The organism is Microbulbifer maximicatervae (SeqCode), from assembly GCF_052467815.1.
This window is the reverse complement of record NZ_CP174326.1, coordinates 3,454,671-3,472,888: the sequence shown is the minus strand read 5'-3', so window position 1 is coordinate 3,472,888 and position 18,218 is coordinate 3,454,671. Positions and strand designations below refer to the sequence as shown.

The following is an 18,218-nucleotide window of genomic DNA, read 5'->3' as shown; positions in this document are numbered from 1 at the left end:
TTTTTATCCCTAAAAAATACGGTCGGCAGCTTAATCTGACCATAAAATTAAATTTTTAATTAAATAATTGGCGCAATTCACGCCCAAAATAAACCTTTAGGCGAAAACCACTTATTATTCTTATCAAATCAACCCTTTAGAATTTTAACCCCTTAAAATTCACACCATCAACCTTTATACAACAATAAAAACAAACCAAACTAGAAAACAAAACCTATCAAACAGGACAATAAAAAATACCAATCAGTCAAACAAAAAAATATCGATAAGAAATCCGATATCGCCCAAAACAACCACCAGACTAATATCAACAACAGAATTTAAAATAAATATTAACACTCATTGAATCGCACAATATTTAATATATCCATGAGGCACCTCATATATATGCGCCAACAGATCGAAAGCTGCATCAGCCCCCCTAAGAGGTACAGCTAGGAAGCAGTGGATATATGACAATTCTATTAGACATTGAGAAAATGATTATTCATTGATGTTTAATTGTATTGGTATACAATATTTTATGCACAACTACCCTAAAATTAATTTAAGGTGACATTAATGTTTAGTCATATTATGGTCGGGGCCAACGATATCGAGGAATCAAAGGTATTTTACGATTCCACTTTTGGAATATTGGGTTACAAACCCGGCACTATTGATGATCGTGGCCGCTACTTTTATTTTAATGACAACGGTATTTTTGCCATCACCAAACCCATCAATGGGGAGCCCGCAAGCCATGGCAACGGCAGCACTATTGGCTTTACAGTAAACAGTTCTGAAGAGGTTGATGCCTGGCATGCTGCAGGTATTGCCAACGGTGGTACCAGCTGCGAAGAGCCTCCAGGCGTACGGGATAGCGCCGTAGGCCCAATATACCTCGCCTACTTACGAGACCCTGCTGGCAATAAGCTCTGCGCACTGTATAGAGCAAGCTAATTAGGGTTCGCAATCAGGTGCCTCCCTTTACAGGGAGGCGCTGTATAAGTGGACTAATAGAGTAATCAGTCCCAGCGGTTGAAAATAACGTGCATGCCGTGATGATCGTCACTCACGAATACGAAATAGCCGGCGCCAGTATGTGCAGTTGCGCACACCTTCGTCCCCTGGGAGGTCTCAGAACACTGCATTTTGTAGGCTTCAATTCCCGAAGCATCGTATTCACACTGACTGTATTGGCTGTCAAGAGTTTGCACTAAATCGCGGCTGCTCCTTGCCAATACATAGCGGTAATCACCAAAGTAGCGATAGTTATAGGCATCCAGGTAATATGCCTGTGAATCAATACCCCCTTCCAGAAGCTCGCTATAGCAGAGTTCAGGTCTGGCCATCCACAGAGTTTCCTGATCATTCGAAGAATGTATTCCTGGCCAATTCTGTTGATCATGTTGAGAGAGTACTACGTTGGTTGAATCAACATAGTCTTTCACAATGACGTAATCACCTTCATCACTTTCTATTCTACAAACCGGCGCACCGCCAATAAAATTATCACACTGAACCATATCCAGGCTGACTTGAGTTGTCTCCCCGGCACAGTCTTCTGCAAAGCTTTCAGCCCAGTATTGCACAGCCTTAACTGCATACTCTCGAGAGTCTTCTATTTCATAATAGAAGTCTGAAAAGATGCGATAAACCTCGCGATCATTAGTATTACTTGCAGAAGCTGCTACAGAACACTGACTAAACTTAGGCAGTTCAAAAGTCTGTTCTGCTTGAGCGGGAACCGCACCGGCAATAGCAATCGCTGCTGTAAAAGTGGCAAGAGTTTTCATTAGATGTCCTCCGTGAACAATCATCCTAAAAGGGACGCGGATTCTAGCAGAGGAAAAAAAACTATCAAAAGCAGTGTAACGATATGAAAGTTCAGGTACCTTCTTCCAAGGTTGTGAATATCTGAATAATATTAATTATCGGCATGAGTGAGTTAACTCGATAAAACGTTCCAGCTGAAATCCGGCCTCAGTCTTCCCTCCATCTTTACTTTCAAGCGGCCAACCACAATTCACCCGCACACAATCACCGTAGAGATCAAGCGTGCTAAAATCTGCACCGCCCAACAAGGCTATATTTTCTTCGGAAGCCATACGGCAAAGACTCCGGCTGTCCAACCCTGGGATCTGCAACCAAATCACCATTCCTCCATGGGGGTCACTGATACGCGATTCATCGGGCAAGGATGAACTTAAGTAGTTGCGATAGGATGCGACCTGGAAGGCAAGCTTTTGCCTGAGCCCTTGTACATGACGGGAGTATTGATTGGTACCGATGAAATCGGCTACCGCTAATTGGACGGGCAAGTTCACACCGAAACTTTCGGTAAATCGATAGCGTTCATATTGTTTTCGATACCTTCCTGGTAAGCACCACCCCAGGCGATAGCCTGCGCTCAATGTCTTGGAGATAGAGCCACACCAAAGCACATACCCGCTCCGGTCCCAGTAGCGCACGGGCATGGGCAGACTTCTTTGAAATCCGAGCTCCAAATACACATCATCCTCGACAATTGGAACCCGATATTTACCAGCCAGTGCGGCCAGGTTCTCTTTCTGCTCCGAGCTCAGGGACACACCCGTAGGATTCATATGACTGCTACTAAAAAGACCCGCTTGGACCAATCCCTGCTGCATATAGCGCTCTAGCTGTGCGAGGTCTAAACCGTTTTCAACAGTCGGTATCTCAACAACTTTTCGCCCCATCAACGCCAACAGATTAAGAAGACCGTTGTAACAAGGAGAACTGATCGCAACCGCATCACCGGGCTTAGTCGTAATGGCAATCGCTGTGCGGACGGCATCCATACAACCATTCGTCACTACTAATTCATTGGCAGAGAAATGCAAATCATAACTGGCAAAGTGTGCACTAAGCGCACTGCGCAAAAGCGGCTCCCCTGAGGAAACCGGATAGCCATGCATACTGGCGCCAGCCTCTCGGGTTGCCCGCCGCATACTGCGCTCCAGGGAATCTAACGGCAATAGCTCTGGAGATAAAGACGCAACACCCAATGGCCCTGTTCCCAACCCACGGAAATAGCAATCGTGATTTACTGGATCTGTTGTTCGGCAGGTGAATGCGGGCATTATGGGAGGCGGGTTACTGCTGGGAGGAACTGAGGCAAAGAATCCAGATTGCGGTCGAACCTTCGCCCAGCCGAGTTCCTCCAGCAAGTAGTACGTACTTTGGGCTGTTGTCAGGCTCACTTCGTTTTGTGCAGCGAACCGCCTGAGGGACGGTAGTTTATGACCGCTGGGTATTCTCCCTGACTGAATATCCTCTATACAGCGTTCGGCAAGCTCTTTATACCGCACCTATCCCCTCTCCGATTCCGTCTCCGATTCCGTCTCCGATTCCGTCTCCGCCCAAACTGTATACCTATTTTATACAAAAATTGCATCTGTATACCTTTTTTTATTTCTTGGATAGTTAGCCCCGAGACAAATTGGAGGGGCTGATGCGGTACTCGGATTTATTACTTGGTGTGCTACTAATGGCAATGTGGGGATTCAACTTCATTGTTATTCAGATGGGAACGGAAGATCTGGACCCACTCCTTCTGGTGGCTTTACGCTTTTCTTTGGCAGCCTTTCCGGCAGTGCTTTTCGTTTCCAGGCCGACAGTCAGCTGGAAGTACGTTCTGGCCTACAGCCTGACTTTTGGCTGTGGGGTTTGGGGGATGGCCACCTGGGCAATCTCTAGCGGACTCTCTGCGGGAATGGCCTCACTTCTTTTGCAAGTAAATGTTGCGATTAGCTTACTATTCGGCTGGGTATTCCTGAAAGAAAAGATTATCCCGCAGAAAGCTCTTGGGGCTCTACTTGCCTTGGGAGGGCTGTTGCTAAGTTTGATGGTTGAAGATGGCACTGTGCCCCTTATCAGTATTGCACTTATCCTAATAGCGGCTACCAGCTGGAGCATCAGTGGGCTCATTGTAAAGGCCAGTGGCACACAGCAAGTATTTAGCTTTATTGTCTGGGGGCTATTTTTTGCACCGTTACCACTGTTCGCTGCTACCTATATTAAAAATGGTGCGGATATATTTTATGAAATTCAAAACAACCTTAGTGGAAAGTTAATTTTCTCCATATTGTTTCAGGCCTACCCAACCACTCTGCTGGGATACTGGTTCTGGAACCGGTTAATCGTTAAGTACCCGCTGTCTACTGTTGCGCCTTTAGGTTTACTCTGCCCCGTTTTTGGACTCTTTTTCAGTTGGTTATTAACTGGCGAATCGATTGGTTCAGAAAAGTTAATGGCCGCTATTATGATTTTCTCTGGGCTGGCACTTGGTATTGTTCATTTTCGCCAGAGCTTTAAGATGCTAAGAAACTCACGGATTTTTGGCATGTTAAACATATCGCGATGAACAAGTATCCAAGTTGAGACTTGCCAGCTTTCAGGCGTAGGAATCTCAATAATGTCTTCAAATTTTTTAGCCAGGATTCTCGGCATGGCGCCAATACCGCAGCCTGAAAGCACTGCCTGGTTAAGAATTTGCTGACTGGAAGCAGTCAGCACAATCTTTTGATCGGGAATATGATTATAAATCCATTCATTCCAGCCAAAGTGTAACGGGCGATCACCTAAAGCCAGAAATCTGTGCTCTTGAAGGTTACTTTTATCGGGAAGCCCATAGTCTTCAATATAGGATTTGTGTGCATAGAAAACGAATTCTGTAGTGAAAAACGGCAACACGATATTATCAGGTGTCGTTGGTTTCTCACCGACACGAATCGCAATATCAGCTTCACCGTACTCTAGGTTAAAATTGCGCAGATCCCCGATTAAATTGACAAGCATACCTGGGTGCTGCGTCTGGTACTGTTTAATTATCGGCATCAACAGGTCTACCATTTCGCCGACAGAAGTGATGGTGAGGTTGCCTTGCAAATTCTGCTCTTTGCTTTGCAACCGCGATGACAACTGAGAAAAATGGCTGTCCGTCACCGCTCCCAGGCGCATAACCTCCAGCCCCGCCTCCGTTGGAATATAGCCTTTGTCATTACGCTGAAATAGTACAACCCCAAGGCTTTCCTCCAATACATTAATATGGCGCATCACAGTGGACCTATGAATACCAATCTCTTGGGCCGTTGCACTCAGAGTGCCCAGTTTGGCCAGCCTGTAAGCGGTCCTTAACTCAGTCCATTTATCCATTATTTACCTCAAGCCCCCAATGCTCAGCATGTGCAAATATGCACATCAGAGTCTCACAATCACACATTCACAGCATATTCGCTACACCATAAAATGGATTCAAATGACCTGTACACCCTCTAATGGTTGAAAAATATGGTAATTAAAGCGGAAGTATTGATAGTAGGCGGTGGTTTCGCCGGTGTGTCTGTCGCGCAAGCACTGGAAAGACATGGGCTCCATACCATTCTGGTAGACAAAAAAGATTATTTTGAAGTCACTTTTGCCACCTTGCGCAATGTAACCGATCCATCCAGTACCGGGAATCAAGCGCGCAAGTACTACAGGGACTTTTTCTATGGCCGCTTCATTCAGGGAGATGTAATGGAAATGTCTGCGAAATCAGCGCGTTTGGCAGATGGAACAGAGTTACATTTCAACAGTGCCATACTCGCCTCCGGCACCCGATATCCGAGTATGCCAATGGCCAAATCCCTTTGCGCAATGGATATTCAATCCAGAAACCAAGAACTGTTGAACGAGCATCAGCGACTGAAACAAGCAAGGAAAGTCATGGTGATAGGTGGAGGGGTCGTTGGTGTCGAATTGGCAGGAGAGATCGCGCACGCTATGCCGAGCACTCACGTAATTCTGACACACAATAAAGAGGTCTTATTGGACAACTTCAAGCCTAAAGCACAGATCAAAGCCCAGAGACAATTAGAGAATTTAGGTGTAGAAATTCAGTTTAACAGCCGCTACCAAAATCAAAATGGCCGCTATATAAATCTCAACAATGGCCAAGCCAGCGATGCAGACCTGGTTTTTGAAGCAATTGGTGCGCTGCCCAACAATGATTACCTAAAACCGCACTTAGCGCATATCCTTAATGAGCAGGGATTTGTGAAAGTCGATAACAGACTTCAAGTTATTGACGAACCAAGCTTGTATGCACTCGGAGACATTGCCGATATTGGTGAGGCCAAACTGGGCTACCTCGCCTCTCAGCAAGGTGAATACCTGGCAAAGGCCATCGCCAGAAATAGAAAAGGAAAAAGTACCAAAAGCTATAAACGAAACCCACTAATGGCACTAGTTCCCATTGGCCAGAAGCAAGGATTAGTGCAGCTACCTTTCGCAGTAACAACCTGCAACCACCTCGTGCGATTGAAGCAGAAAGACTTATTCATTAATAAGGTTTATCGTGGGTTTGGCACTCAGCCAAATGCCCGGCTCTCTTAGTTCGGGCTAACTATTGTAAGTAGCTATTAATGCAGTTAACGATATGATTCTATTTTAGCCAACTGTATAAATACAAAAAATAAAATCATAAAGTGAGCATTATCAAGGACAAAAAATCACAAGTACTAACCAGGTTTATTACTTTTCTCCCTCACCAGCCAGTAGGAAACTCCCAGGGCGATAGTCACCAGGGCAATTCCAACTATTTGCTCCGCATTAACAAATTTTAAGTCGAGCACAATAACCTTCCGAGCTACAGCCATTAAGGCTGTAGCCAATACCAATTGCACCGGTATCACATTAGTACCCAGGTAGAGTCGGATATTAGTGAAAATTTCAATGGCAATAAGAACGGCGAGAAAGGCCCCAAAAGTCTCGAGGATATCTTCCATATCCAGCAATAGGAATGGCGTCTCCATTAGCCTTTCATAAAGTACATAGACGACATCCGCAATGGTCCAGAATATGACCAACACCATAAGAATGGCGAGAAATTTAACGGCATATTTTATTGCTCGATGTAATTGGTTGATCAGGGGATCAGCATGATCCTCATGTATCTCGTCATATTTCATGGGCTTCGCTCTGCCGATTGATACCGCACATTGCTTGAGTTCGACTATAGGCGAAATCCCCGTATTCAGCCGAGAGAGCTTCCTTTAGTGAGTGAGTAGTAACAGGAATCCCGGCAGCATATTCACCGCCGGGATATTGTGAGTCGTTAAGGTAGGCAGGCTGCGTTAGTGAAGAAATACTTTACTTCGTAGTCACTACAATCCTCTGTTGCACAAAAGAAGCGGTAATTAGTGCCGATATCGCCTATATGCATGCTTTCGCCGGTTAAGGAATAATCCAACTTCGTATCAACAACCCTTGCCTCAATACCAGCAACATCACTGACAGCACAGCTATTGCTTATATTTCCCGCTGACTTGTGTTCGTTAAAGCTCTCATAATCAATGCCACCTGAGGAGGGATCATCCAGGTCCAGCCACTCGGTTGCGTAGTACCCTGGATTTACCAAGCTGTTGGACAACTTGTGCACGCCCAAAGCATTGATTTCATCACCGTGGCGCCCGTGGAAAGCAAAAATTTGCTGGGATGAAGTGGAAGAATAAGTTGTACAAGTCCCCTGCTGAGTCCCCCCGGAAATAGATGAGCCATTGCTCGAAGTCAATTTAAGGTAGTAAACACTACCTGTTTCATGCTTTTCATCGTCGACACAAATTTTAACGTCATCCAGATACTCGCTGCTGGCGGAGTTAAAACTCAGCACACTCCCCATCGAGCCACCATCTCCATCACCGTATTCAATACAATATTCATGATCACTGGCTGTGGCATGGCTTAGGGATTGCTTAAATTCATAGCAAGCTCTAAAACCGTCAATTCGACCACCGGAACGAATCTGGACAGATTTCAGATTCATAGTACCGCTGCCGAGTAGCTTACGTTTTACCAGGTCGATTGAATCAAACGCATCACCTCCGGTACCACCCACAACATCTTTTTTGATATAGCCAAAATCCGAGTAGCTGTCTTGGTTGGCGATCCAGAACCCATCAAATGGTTCGTAGTAATTCACCCAAACCGAGGTAGTTACACCTTCTGAATTCCTCTTGGCATAGAGAGCGGCATTTTCCAAAGCGTTATAAGGCATTCCATAGCGATAGCCATCGGCTTCACAGGCGGAATAACCTTCACTCCAGGCTCCCGATGCACTGCTGATGTGCCAGTTTCGCTCATCGTCTACACAGGCAAACACTCGCTCCGTACTACAGCTATAGTCGCGAATTTCACCGTCATTACTTAACCAGGCGCAACTATTGTTACCACTGGGAGAGTCATTCCGCCAAGACCACGTAAAATCTTCAATCTGGGGTGCTTTAGAAGCACCTATAGTGGTCGCATTGGCCTCCACCAGCGCCAACTCAAGCATGTTATACCCAGATACTGCTTTCTCCAGGATCTCACTGCCTGAATACTTGATGTCATCCTTGTTATATTCCGTTGTTGCATCCAGGGCGACACTTAAATTCCCATTGTTGTAGTGGCTGGTTGCGCTAGCATTACCGTCGATATCTGCTGTTAACTGGCTGGAATTTTGTGCAAGTGGCTCATTGGAAGTGAGGTTTCCAGATGCATCCATCTCATCCACACCGATCCAGACATTGCGTCTGAATTTCGATGTGTTTGACTCGTCATGGTAATCACACAGATTGTTATCACCAGTGTGCGGATACTCTCTGGGCACCTGAATAAATAGGATAACGTTGCGTCCCGCATCCAACACATCCTGTTTAGTCAGTGTTTGCGCCGGCAGGGAGGCGCAATCATCTTCTGTATAGCCCCAGTCGGTAGGCTTAAATACCAGATCCCCCAACCTGCTTTCAATTTTCTCACCAATCTTATTGCGGAAGTTCTGGTGGTAATCAGAATCGTAGGCCTCAAACTTTAGGAATATGACCTCATCATTATTATCTTCAAGAAAATCCTTAATCTCATCCAGCCCATCCCCCAAGGTTGCAGCTGTGCCAAACATATAAATACACATAGTGGCCTCTTCCAGGCCCATATGACACAGGTGCGGTGTTGAGCTGACACTCGAAGCAGGATAAGTATCATATTCGACCAGGCGTATTCCGCGACTGAACAATTTCTCCGGCGCGTACCACTGGTTTACATCGGTATATACACCCTGATCCCACTGATAGGATGCATAGGCATTATGCGCTCCCGCCCACAAGGTCTTTGATAAAGGAGCCTTTGTATCAATCTGCCCCTGTAAATCCAGGCGCTTCACTTTATCATCACCGGAATCAATCTCTCCCATGGCGGACATCGACAGAGATAATCCCAAAATTAAACTTGATACCAAACCAACTGTTTTATTCATTATTTTTTTCCTGATAAGTATCTTAATAATTACCTCACAAATAAAAATCCAGTAACTATTTCCCCCCAGTTGAATTGATCAATTAGAACAAGCGTGCACACGTGTCACGAATAGTTAAATTACAACAGTACCAGTCAGTCAATTTCGGTCATTTACCCTACTTTACACTTTCATAATTTACGTATCTCTCAATTCTGACAAATATCTATTTCCAACTTAAACCTGCGAAATAAGACTTACTTACAGAAGATACAAATAGTAAATACAGATTGTGACTAGTCAGTTAAGAACATAAGGCAACTTTGTAATTTTCTATTCTTTTGTGAAAAATGCGCCATTAATAAAGTCCCCAAAAACCAACCATCCCCACATTCAAGCAAAAAGCCTTAACCGCCAACTACGACCGCCAAGTCTAAAAAATTAAGCCAGATGATTCCCCCGCCAACTCACAAACAACATTCCACTAACCAAGCACTTATTTCATTATTAGAAATCACTAATAAATACCTTCTGCTCCCAGGCCCTTAATAGCGAGGGATATTTACTTTCCGCATTCAACGATAACAAGGGTATAGACGAGCCCCTCAAAAATCCGTGCAATCAAATCAGGGATTTGTCAGAATCAATTCTGGCGTTTAAAAAAATAAGTCGTAATTAGGAATTAATCGCCATAAAACAGAGCTTAACAGTAAGCAGGCAATGAAAAATACGCCTTTCTGTATTGTCATAAGTCAAATACAGTATTGATCCGCACGCTCAGGGAGTGGCCATCTTATTCAGGTATTGCATAAACAGAACTAAACGCCTCAAATCAAATAGTCAGCCTTATCAGGGAGAGAGAATGAAAACCAAAGCACTTTTTGTAATAATTAGCCTCGTTATAGCCTCATGTGGATCGATACGTCCGAACAACGCAAGCAATTACCAACAGGAACTTATTACCCCGGAGGAGACAAAGAGCTTTGTTCTCACTGAAAGTAGCATCTTCGATGAACCCATGCTAGGCATCGCACTAAAATACGACAACAAGCAATACCCTACCGATATTATTAATATCTATATATACCCAATCGACAGTATTTCATGGGACGATACAGACGAAACAATCTCCATTGAAATGGGCGACATTATAGATGAAATTGACATGGCTATAGAGCAAGGACACTACAAATCCAGATCCGACGAGACCATCGAAAACTTTAGCTTTAATACTGGACAAAAGGTTTTCACAGGAAAGAAATCTTCGTTCACCCTCATTAACAAATACGATATTGAGTACTTCTCAAACAGCTATGTTTTTATTGATAAAGACAAATACATAAAATTTAGAACCAGCTTCGATAGCCAAGCTACCATAGAGTGGAACGGCGACGCTGCCGTTAAAGAAATATTGCCGGAAATAGTAGTCCCAGGAGAGTCTGAATATATGAAAGACTTGAGGACCGAACACCAGGAAGCTATCACGCAGGACCTGATAAAACTGCTATTTCAGGGTTCAAACGTTACGAAATCAAATACAGAATAGGCTTCAAAACCTCAACAAGGTTAACTTCAAACCTTTAAAACAAAATTTTCGACAACATTGAAGATATTGATGTGTCGCCAAGCCTCGCAGGTACTAAACCTTTACGGCTAAAGCGACACTCCCTCAATTAACGTTTCCAGTGCCATATCTGCCTGAACCTTTTCTTCCGTAGCCCCTGAAATGTATAAATTCACATCCAGGCGGCAGGTTTCATTCAGATCACACACCACTTATTGACTAAATTTTCTAGGGGTTGAGATACTGCTGGCACTTCCGAGTCTATGATTAAGGAGGCATCCAGTTAAGGAATCTCGACACATGAGAAAAACGCTGCCTCTAATCCTGTCTCTACTGCTCTTCGTATTTACTCACGGCGTGCAGGCCAACAATTATGTTACCAAGGACAGTCAAACCACAACGCCTCCTCTTGGGTGCATCAGTGCAACATCAGTAAAATCCACTCACACACCGACAGACATTACTGCTGCCGCCAAAACATGCGCAGAAGAGGCCAAATTTGATAATGCTGCTGAGCTCTTAATGATTGCGAGTGCCTTTGCCTACTTCGATACACAGAGAGTAAGTGACAAAACTGGGCATAATGTACTAAGAGTAATTTTTAATAGGGAATTTGGCTCTCTGCCTGACCAGGATCGTACCAAACTATTCTCCAGCATCAACTCTCTTGATAAAGGAGGCGCAAGGAAGCTCGAAGTGTGTACATACTTAACAGATTCAGAGCCCCCATCCTATATACCTATCTATATGATTTCCCATGGGTTAAGAAAATTCACGGGAGCTACTGAAGATCCTCTGATAAAAGAATTCGATGCTACCGAAAGCTGGTCAAAATCCATGGTCTTTATCAAGTGCCGTAGCTAGTCAAAGACAAGGTGCTTATATCAAACTCGTCATTGAGTTTGGTGTGAGCACCTAAGACATTGGACCTTCACTCTAAATCCGCACAATTACTTTAAATTTATAGTCGCACTCAGGTATTGGAAATCCATCCTCCCTCCGAAGCACCGTACTCACCCCCTCAGCTGCTCCCATTATTTACCAAATGTTAAATTTCAGGCGTGATTCTTATCAAGAAAAAACTCACCTTACAGATCAAACAGAAAGAGCGATGAAAGAGAACGGAACTCTTATTTTATTTTGTGAAAAGATGGGGGCAGGAAAAAGTACCAAGGCGGTAGAAGTGGCACAAAATACGGGAGCTATCCTTATCTCCGAAAATGAGTGGCTTTCAAATTTATACCCTCGTGAGATTTGCTCACTCTCAAACTACATAGAATATTCTGCAAGGTTAAAATCAATAATCAAGCCTCATATCCAGAATATTTTAAAGCATGGCACCTCTGTAATACTGGACTTTCCAGGTAATACAAGAAGACAACGATCCTGGTTCAAAGAGATACTTCAGGATAATTTCTTTCCCCATCAATTAATTTACTTGAAAGCAGAGGATGAATTATGCTTACAGCGCATCACCCAAAGACAAAAATCACACCCTGAAAGAGCCACCTTTGATAATCCAGAGACCTTCAAACAAGTTAATCAGTACTTTGAAGAACCAACCTTATCAGAGAGGTTCAATATTGAGGTGATCGAGCAAAGAGAAATAAGTAAGTAACTATTCTCTGAGTATGAGCACACTTGAGTACACTTGAGTACACTTAAAAAGAAAGTCTCTATTGAATCCGACTTTAAACAAAGAAAATATGTTATCCTTTTTATGCTGTTTTTACCTTATGATACAAAGAATTTATGTCATCAGAAACACTATCAAAATCATGGCCCCGTATTCATATCTGGTTAAAAAAGAATGCCCCACAAATCTATGATGCTTTAAATCCGCCCGCTACTGGGACCGAAATAGAAAAGCTAGAGTCCGTTATTGGTTATAAACTACCCCGCGATTTATATGAGCTTTATAAAATTCATAATGGCATAAAATCAAGAGCTATTGCTAACTTAGTCTATGGGCTTCAATTTCTTCCTATCTCTGATGTAATTACCAATATTGAACTACAGCTTCACTATGGAAAGCTGCCATTAAAACATGCAGACCCCGGAATTAAGTCAGACTCTTTTGATTTCAGCACTAAACGAATACCGATTGGTGATGATTGCAGTACATGTACACTCTATGTTGACCTAGAAGCAGATAAGAATGGTAGCAATGGGCAAATTGTTCTGCTTGAGTACGACTCCAAATCAGCTTTCTTACGCAGTCCATCCATCACTAATATGTATTCTCAATTTGCTAGTGACCTTGAGTCAGGTAAATATGCTCTTGAGGAAGGTGCCAAAGAGGATGGGATTGATTTTCTCGAAATGAAAAAAGAGCCTAACTAAGATCGTAGCAGGGGCACCTTATACCCCTGCAACCTACTACTGGATTTACAAAGATGGAAGCCAGTCAACCCCCCCTTGGCTTCCAGAACTTCTTACCGCCCCCACATTTTTCGACTGCCCAGTTCTTTCTCCTAAGAGGAGGTGAATGACTCTCTTTGCGCTAGGTCAAGCTGCAAGAGCAAAGTGTTGCCAAATCAATTATTTCGACTATTACAGAAATATAGAAATTTTGAGGTAACTCATGATGCTACCGAACCACACCCCCAGCAATATTCTTAATCACCTGGCGGACTCTCCTCCCAGTAGTGAACCCACCAAGATTCTAGTGTTGTACGGATCCTTAAGGCCCAATTCCTATTCCCGCTTACTAGCCAACCAAGCTGTTGAAATATTGCAGCATTTTGGTGCAGATGTACGCTTATTTGACCCCGTTGACCTGCCCCTATATGACGGCGTCAGCCAGGATCACCCAAAGGTTCAACAGCTTCGTGAATGGTCTGCCTGGAGCCAAGGTCAAGTGTGGGTCAGCCCAGAAATACACGGAAATATTTCTGCCGTTTTCAAAAACCAGATCGACTGGTTGCCGCTAGACCAATCAGCGAGCCGGGCAACCCAGGGGAAAACCCTGGCAGTCATGCAAATTTCCGGCGGCTCCCAATCATTTAATACAGTCAACAGCCTGAGGGTTCTCGGCCGCTGGATGCGTATGTTCACGATTCCCAATCAATCCTCTATTGCCAAGGCATGGCAGGAATTTGATAACCGGGGGCAACTTAAGGACTCTCCATTTAGAGACCGAGTGATCGACGTTCTGGAAGAGCTTGTTAAGACTACTGTGCTGATGCGTAACCAAGGTGACTACCTGACCGAGCGGTATAGCGAGAACAAAGCGCAGCAACCGGCATCCACAATGGCCTCAATTGAGACTTTAATGACGGAAAGCGGTGTCGCCGAACCCTGCTGAGGATGCTGACATTTCCCCTTTAAAGGTCCACATTTAGCAAGGGCCCACGCTTGGCTGAGGGCCCAGATCTGATAGGAACTCTGATAAGGATACTCATCAATGAGCTTCTCCCTGGACCCAGACTTTTCTACCGCCCTCAGCAAATTCGGTGACTTGCTGGATACCCTTGCTGCAGCACCTATTGGGGACGTGGAAACTCGCCGCAGGAATGGCGAAGTAGTCACCCAGGCACTATTTCTGGGACACAGCTTTCCCCCAGGTGTGTCCTTCCGGGACTTCGCAATCAAAAGCGCGGATCAAGATGAGATACAGTTGCGCTGGTATCAAAAGACGAATAGCAATCCAGGGTCAGCTATTTTCTATATTCATGGGGGCGGGCTTATCTGCCACGATATCTCGCGCTACGAGTTGGTTGTTGCTAATTATGTGGCCGCCAGTGGTGTCCCCTTCCTCTCAGTAAACTACCGGAAAGCCCCAGAATTCCCCTACCCTAAACCGATTGATGATTGTTATCGAGCATTTATCTGGCTTGTACAACACGCACAGGAGCTCTCCGTTGATCCAGTGCGAATTGGCATTATGGGAGATAGTGCTGGAGGTGGGCTGGCCGCAGCCCTGACAATTATGGCTCGCGACAAGAAAGGTCCGCCTCTGGCACGACAAATATTGTTATACCCAATGCTGGATGACAGGACGGTTACTCCCGACCCCTTATTATTGCCATTTATTACTTGGACCTACGAAGACAACCTCACAGGCTGGACCGCTTACCTGGGCAACCAGGTAGGTAGTCCCACCGTCAGTCCTCACGCGGCTCCGGCGCGCCTGTTAGATGCCAAAGGGTTGCCCCCCGCATTTATCGACGTTGGCGAACTGGATATTTTTCGCGATGAAGATATTCAATACGCGCGCCTACTTACCGATGCCGGTGTGAGTACAGAGCTACATGTTCGGCCCGGCGTGATTCACTCTTGGGAACTTTTTGCCCCAGATATTCCTGTCTCACAGCGAGCTTTTACAGATCGTATACGGATCATACAGGAAATCTAAACCAGCCTGGCGGGCCAGACCATGAGAGCGCAGAAGCTGCAAATTTTTGATAGCCACTTCCACATCATTAACCCCCAATTCCCCTTGTTCCCAAATCACGGTTACTTGCCGCCAGCATTTACCTTGGACGACTACCGGCGCGAGTTACAAAATTACCAGCTTGTGGGTGGCGCAGTGGTTTCCGGCTCATTCCAGAGGCAAGACCAAGCCTACCTTATTGATGCCCTGGCGAAGCTGGGCGAAAACTATGTTGGGGTAACCCAGCTATCCGCAAATACTCCCGACACCGTCATTTTGTCACTTCACAAGCACGGGGTTAGAGCTTTGCGCTTTAATCTGGTACGGGGCAGCTCGGAGCAAGTGGATTGCCTCGACAGCTTGGCTCGACGTGTATTTGAACTGGCCGGTTGGCACGTCGAGCTTTACATTGAGTCATCTGCGCTGGACCGTCTCTATAACAAGCTAATCGCGCTGCCGGCACTCTCTATAGATCATATGGGGCTCAGTAAGCGTGGCTTTCCCACCATACTCAAGTTGGCAGAAAAAGGGGTTAAGGTAAAAGCGAGCGGCTTCGGCCGCCTGGACTTCGATCCAGCAGTGGCAGTACTCGAACTCTGCCAAGCCAACCCCAGCTGTCTGATGTTCGGCTCTGATCTTCCCTCCACTCGAGCACCCCGCCCTTTCAAGCCTGAAGACATTTTGTTAATTCACGACAGTCTCGATGAGTCACTAGCAGAAAAAGTCCTGGTGAAAAACGCTTTTCAGTTTTACTTAAAAAAGTAATAGCGTAATGAGGCAATTTCAGGAACTGAGTTCTAATACAGATGTCACTCATTACGCTGTAATTTTTTAGAAGCGTACAATGTGACTTAATCAGTGCACTTCTCCGCGCCCGCTCGATTCCTGTCATAGCGCTGTAATCTCGGGACATCGATTTGCTTTACAAATTACTGGTAATTAATACATGCCGATTGTAGGATGCGCCGAAAATTCGAGGTCGCCAAAAACCTGGGAAATACAGTGCAGGAGGTTGTAGTGAAAGGACTGGTAACGGTTATTTTTTTCCTATTAATGCTATCCGGGTGTACCGGTATTGGCACCAAGCCCCTGGGGGAAAACGATGTAACACTCGGTGTAGATACTGAGCAGACAATTAAAGAAAAGCTCGGCAAACCCTATGAAAAAGGCGTATTTGTAAAAAACAATCAACAAGTTTTAACACTCGCTTATGCCTACCCCACTACTGGTAAAAAGGCGGTTAGCAAAAATATTAGCGGTACCCGCAATCAGGGCTTCTACTTTTACAATGATAAATTAGTCGGACAGGATTTTGTCAGCTCTCTCGCCGAAGATTCTACTGACTTTGATGAGTCAAAAGTACCACTTATCAGTGAAGGCCAAACCAGTATTCTCGAAGCGCTGGATCTACTGGGTAAACCTTCCGGTGAGTACCAGTACCCTTTGATCAGCAATAAGTCCGAGAAAGCCAAAGTTTATATGTATAGCCAGACCAATAAGGCTATTTTCCAACCGGCTTCTTATCAAAAAGTACTAATTCTTAGTTACAACACAAATGGCATCATCACGAATGTGAATTTTGCAGAAATAGGCAATAAAGATTTAAGCGAGCAGTAAACTACTTTTCCGACAGGGGGGGCTTATCCTCAGGCTTCCCTGAAACAAATAACAGACACACTACCAACCCCACCATAGCTAGATAGGCATTTACCGTAAAAGCACGATCGATCCCCGTAGAAATATTGGGAGCCATTGCCACAATTGTTGTATTCATACCCAAGCCTATTGCCCCCCCACCAATCTGGAACATATAGAGAATTGCTCCTGCCAAGCTCGCTCGCTCTGGCGCAACAACCGTAATCGCAGCGGTGGTGATGGCAGAGTAAAAAAGACCAATGCCCGCCCCGAGAACCACCAGCCCCGGTATCATCTGTACAAAAGTTGTTTCTTTATGCAGGTGAGAAAGCATAAACATACCGATGCACATGGCAATAGTACCTGATGAGACGATGGTTTTTGCCCCTACAGTTTCGTATAGCCCACCGGCAATAAAAGACACCAAACCAAATGAGACCATCATAGGAAGCAGACCCATCCCCGAAAACATCGCCGAATGATTGTGAACCTTACTCAAATACTGAGGAACGTATACCAATGCAGCAAAGAACACGACAGACAGTAATAAAGTGGCAATTCCTGCAGCAAAAAAACCATGATTTGTAGCAACATCTACGGGAATTAATGCATCCCTGCCCACATGGCGCTCCACCAGGATAAATGCCCCCATAAAGAGAAAGGTGGCCAAGGCCAAGGCAATAATCACCGGGTTTTTAAAGCCGATATCCACGACTAAATCCAGTGCCAACAGTAAACAAAACAGCGATGAAGTAAGGGTAATTACACCACCGTAGTCGATACGCTCTGTGACATTCTCCGGCGTATCATCCGGGATAACTTTCCAGCAGACAAAAAATGCCAATGCAGCCACCGGTAAGTTAATGAAGAATATCCAACGCCAGCTTAGTAAATCCGTAAGAATGCCCCCCAATACCGGGCCAATCGCATTTGCAGCGGCGCACATACCCATCACCAAACCTCCCGCAAATCCCGAGCGGTCTTCCGGCAACATTCCGTAAATCAACCCCAGGATTGCCGGCCACATAAGGGCGCTGCCGATGCCCATTAGCCCCCTCGCTGCCAGCAGCATTGGGATATTGGTGGCTATACCACCAAGAAGGGAAAAAAATGCAAACGCGGCCATGCCAATAAAGAAAATCTTACGCCGGCCAAGCATATCCGCCAGGCGCCCACCTGAGATTAGCAGCACGCCAAAAGCCAAGGTATAGCCATTAATAATCCACTGGGTAGTGGTGATGTCGGAGTTGAAGTCTTTTTCAATGGCAGGAATTGCCACAGAAAATGCCGTGAGATCATTCCCGATCAGAAATATTGCCAAACTCAGGGCAAATAACCCCAATACCTGGGTTCTGGTCAGTTTAGTTTTTTCGCCTGCCATGCTTTGA

The 18,218-nt window shown here is 45.1% G+C and carries 17 protein-coding genes; 11 read left to right on the top strand and 6 right to left on the bottom strand.

Annotation, left to right across the window (positions count from 1 at the left end; all coding sequences use genetic code 11):
- Positions 1 to 561 precede the first annotated feature (561 nt).
- Complete coding sequence (locus ACJJIW_RS15200; protein ID WP_444894218.1) at positions 562 to 942, top strand: VOC family protein; 381 nt, start codon at positions 562 to 564, stop codon at positions 940 to 942.
- Positions 943 to 1,007: 65 nt separating this feature from the next.
- On the opposite strand, the gene ACJJIW_RS15195 is transcribed toward ACJJIW_RS15200, so the two are convergent.
- Both ACJJIW_RS15195 and ACJJIW_RS15190 read right to left on the bottom strand, forming a co-directional pair.
- On the bottom strand, positions 1,008 to 1,778 hold the full coding sequence (locus ACJJIW_RS15195; RefSeq protein ID WP_444935603.1) for a hypothetical protein: 771 nt from the start codon (positions 1,776 to 1,778) through the stop codon (positions 1,008 to 1,010).
- A gap of 135 nt (positions 1,779 to 1,913) precedes the next feature.
- Entirely contained in the window at positions 1,914 to 3,314 is a 1,401-nt protein-coding gene (locus tag ACJJIW_RS15190) for an aminotransferase-like domain-containing protein (protein WP_444935602.1), read from the bottom strand.
- 143 nt (positions 3,315 to 3,457) lie between these two features.
- Here ACJJIW_RS15190 and ACJJIW_RS15185 point away from each other — a divergent pair, with 143 nt between their 5' ends.
- Positions 3,458 to 4,369 carry an EamA family transporter gene (locus ACJJIW_RS15185; protein WP_444932834.1) on the top strand — a complete coding sequence of 304 codons (912 nt, stop codon included), beginning with the start codon at positions 3,458 to 3,460 and terminating at the stop codon, positions 4,367 to 4,369.
- Here ACJJIW_RS15185 and ACJJIW_RS15180 read toward each other — a convergent pair.
- On the bottom strand, positions 4,300 to 5,160 hold the full coding sequence (locus tag ACJJIW_RS15180) for a LysR family transcriptional regulator (RefSeq protein ID WP_444935601.1): 861 nt from the start codon (positions 5,158 to 5,160) through the stop codon (positions 4,300 to 4,302). The two genes, ACJJIW_RS15185 and ACJJIW_RS15180, sit on opposite strands and share 70 nt — an antisense overlap.
- A gap of 135 nt (positions 5,161 to 5,295) precedes the next feature.
- Between ACJJIW_RS15180 and ACJJIW_RS15175 the strand changes: the two genes are divergently transcribed.
- The gene (locus tag ACJJIW_RS15175; RefSeq protein ID WP_444894223.1) at positions 5,296 to 6,381 is read left to right on the top strand and encodes an NAD(P)/FAD-dependent oxidoreductase; all 1,086 of its coding nucleotides are present in this window, start codon (positions 5,296 to 5,298) and stop codon (positions 6,379 to 6,381) included.
- 125 nt (positions 6,382 to 6,506) lie between these two features.
- On the opposite strand, the gene ACJJIW_RS15170 is transcribed toward ACJJIW_RS15175, so the two are convergent.
- Both ACJJIW_RS15170 and ACJJIW_RS15165 read right to left on the bottom strand, forming a co-directional pair.
- Positions 6,507 to 6,956: a phosphate-starvation-inducible PsiE family protein gene (locus tag ACJJIW_RS15170; protein ID WP_413665304.1), complete on the bottom strand. Its 450-nt coding sequence runs from the start codon at positions 6,954 to 6,956 to the stop codon at positions 6,507 to 6,509.
- A 146-nt stretch (positions 6,957 to 7,102) separates the two neighbouring features.
- Positions 7,103 to 9,277, bottom strand: coding sequence for a jacalin-like lectin (locus ACJJIW_RS15165; protein WP_444935600.1), 2,175 nt, complete (start codon positions 9,275 to 9,277; stop codon positions 7,103 to 7,105).
- 841 nt (positions 9,278 to 10,118) lie between these two features.
- On the opposite strand from ACJJIW_RS15165, the gene ACJJIW_RS15160 reads away from it, so the two are divergent.
- The 8 genes from ACJJIW_RS15160 to ACJJIW_RS15125 all read left to right on the top strand — a co-directional run bounded on the left by ACJJIW_RS15160 (position 10,119) and on the right by ACJJIW_RS15125 (position 16,812).
- Positions 10,119 to 10,802, top strand: coding sequence for a hypothetical protein (locus tag ACJJIW_RS15160; protein WP_444935599.1), 684 nt, complete (start codon positions 10,119 to 10,121; stop codon positions 10,800 to 10,802).
- Positions 10,803 to 11,120: 318 nt separating this feature from the next.
- Positions 11,121 to 11,684, top strand: a complete 564-nt coding sequence (locus tag ACJJIW_RS15155; protein ID WP_444935598.1) for a hypothetical protein — start codon at positions 11,121 to 11,123, stop codon at positions 11,682 to 11,684.
- 247 nt (positions 11,685 to 11,931) lie between these two features.
- A complete protein-coding gene (locus ACJJIW_RS15150) occupies positions 11,932 to 12,438 on the top strand; it encodes a P-loop nucleotide/nucleoside kinase family protein (protein WP_282933285.1) in 507 nt (168 codons plus the stop codon).
- A gap of 134 nt (positions 12,439 to 12,572) precedes the next feature.
- Entirely contained in the window at positions 12,573 to 13,163 is a 591-nt protein-coding gene (locus ACJJIW_RS15145) for an SMI1/KNR4 family protein (protein WP_444935597.1), read from the top strand.
- A 241-nt stretch (positions 13,164 to 13,404) separates the two neighbouring features.
- A complete protein-coding gene (arsH, locus tag ACJJIW_RS15140) occupies positions 13,405 to 14,127 on the top strand; it encodes an arsenical resistance protein ArsH (protein ID WP_282933287.1) in 723 nt (240 codons plus the stop codon).
- A 99-nt stretch (positions 14,128 to 14,226) separates the two neighbouring features.
- Complete coding sequence (locus ACJJIW_RS15135) at positions 14,227 to 15,177, top strand: alpha/beta hydrolase (protein WP_282933288.1); 951 nt, start codon at positions 14,227 to 14,229, stop codon at positions 15,175 to 15,177.
- Between the two features lie 21 nt (positions 15,178 to 15,198).
- Positions 15,199 to 15,960: an amidohydrolase family protein gene (locus ACJJIW_RS15130; RefSeq protein ID WP_282933289.1), complete on the top strand. Its 762-nt coding sequence runs from the start codon at positions 15,199 to 15,201 to the stop codon at positions 15,958 to 15,960.
- A gap of 252 nt (positions 15,961 to 16,212) precedes the next feature.
- Positions 16,213 to 16,812: a hypothetical protein gene (locus tag ACJJIW_RS15125; RefSeq protein WP_444935596.1), complete on the top strand. Its 600-nt coding sequence runs from the start codon at positions 16,213 to 16,215 to the stop codon at positions 16,810 to 16,812.
- Position 16,813: 1 nt separating this feature from the next.
- On the opposite strand, the gene ACJJIW_RS15120 is transcribed toward ACJJIW_RS15125, so the two are convergent.
- Entirely contained in the window at positions 16,814 to 18,211 is a 1,398-nt protein-coding gene (locus ACJJIW_RS15120) for an MFS transporter (RefSeq protein WP_444935595.1), read from the bottom strand.
- Positions 18,212 to 18,218: the final 7 nt, after the last annotated feature.

Excerpts from the sequence above, each read along its gene's own strand:
- ACJJIW_RS15160 (WP_444935599.1), top strand. The coding sequence starts at position 10,119 with ATGAAAACCAAAGCACTTTTTGTAATAATTAGCCTCGTTATAGCCTCA.
- ACJJIW_RS15150 (WP_282933285.1), top strand. The coding sequence starts at position 11,932 with ATGAAAGAGAACGGAACTCTTATTTTATTTTGTGAAAAGATGGGGGCA.
- ACJJIW_RS15170 (WP_413665304.1), bottom strand. The coding sequence starts at position 6,956 with ATGAAATATGACGAGATACATGAGGATCATGCTGATCCCCTGATCAAC.
- ACJJIW_RS15165 (WP_444935600.1), bottom strand. The coding sequence starts at position 9,277 with ATGAATAAAACAGTTGGTTTGGTATCAAGTTTAATTTTGGGATTATCT.
- ACJJIW_RS15175 (WP_444894223.1), top strand. The coding sequence starts at position 5,296 with ATGGTAATTAAAGCGGAAGTATTGATAGTAGGCGGTGGTTTCGCCGGT.
- ACJJIW_RS15155 (WP_444935598.1), top strand. The coding sequence starts at position 11,121 with ATGAGAAAAACGCTGCCTCTAATCCTGTCTCTACTGCTCTTCGTATTT.
- ACJJIW_RS15120 (WP_444935595.1), bottom strand. The coding sequence starts at position 18,211 with ATGGCAGGCGAAAAAACTAAACTGACCAGAACCCAGGTATTGGGGTTA.
- ACJJIW_RS15200 (WP_444894218.1), top strand. The coding sequence starts at position 562 with ATGTTTAGTCATATTATGGTCGGGGCCAACGATATCGAGGAATCAAAG.
- ACJJIW_RS15195 (WP_444935603.1), bottom strand. The coding sequence starts at position 1,778 with ATGAAAACTCTTGCCACTTTTACAGCAGCGATTGCTATTGCCGGTGCG.
- ACJJIW_RS15185 (WP_444932834.1), top strand. The coding sequence starts at position 3,458 with ATGCGGTACTCGGATTTATTACTTGGTGTGCTACTAATGGCAATGTGG.
- ACJJIW_RS15130 (WP_282933289.1), top strand. The coding sequence starts at position 15,199 with ATGAGAGCGCAGAAGCTGCAAATTTTTGATAGCCACTTCCACATCATT.
- ACJJIW_RS15145 (WP_444935597.1), top strand. The coding sequence starts at position 12,573 with ATGTCATCAGAAACACTATCAAAATCATGGCCCCGTATTCATATCTGG.
- arsH (WP_282933287.1), top strand. The coding sequence starts at position 13,405 with ATGATGCTACCGAACCACACCCCCAGCAATATTCTTAATCACCTGGCG.
- ACJJIW_RS15180 (WP_444935601.1), bottom strand. The coding sequence starts at position 5,160 with ATGGATAAATGGACTGAGTTAAGGACCGCTTACAGGCTGGCCAAACTG.
- ACJJIW_RS15135 (WP_282933288.1), top strand. The coding sequence starts at position 14,227 with ATGAGCTTCTCCCTGGACCCAGACTTTTCTACCGCCCTCAGCAAATTC.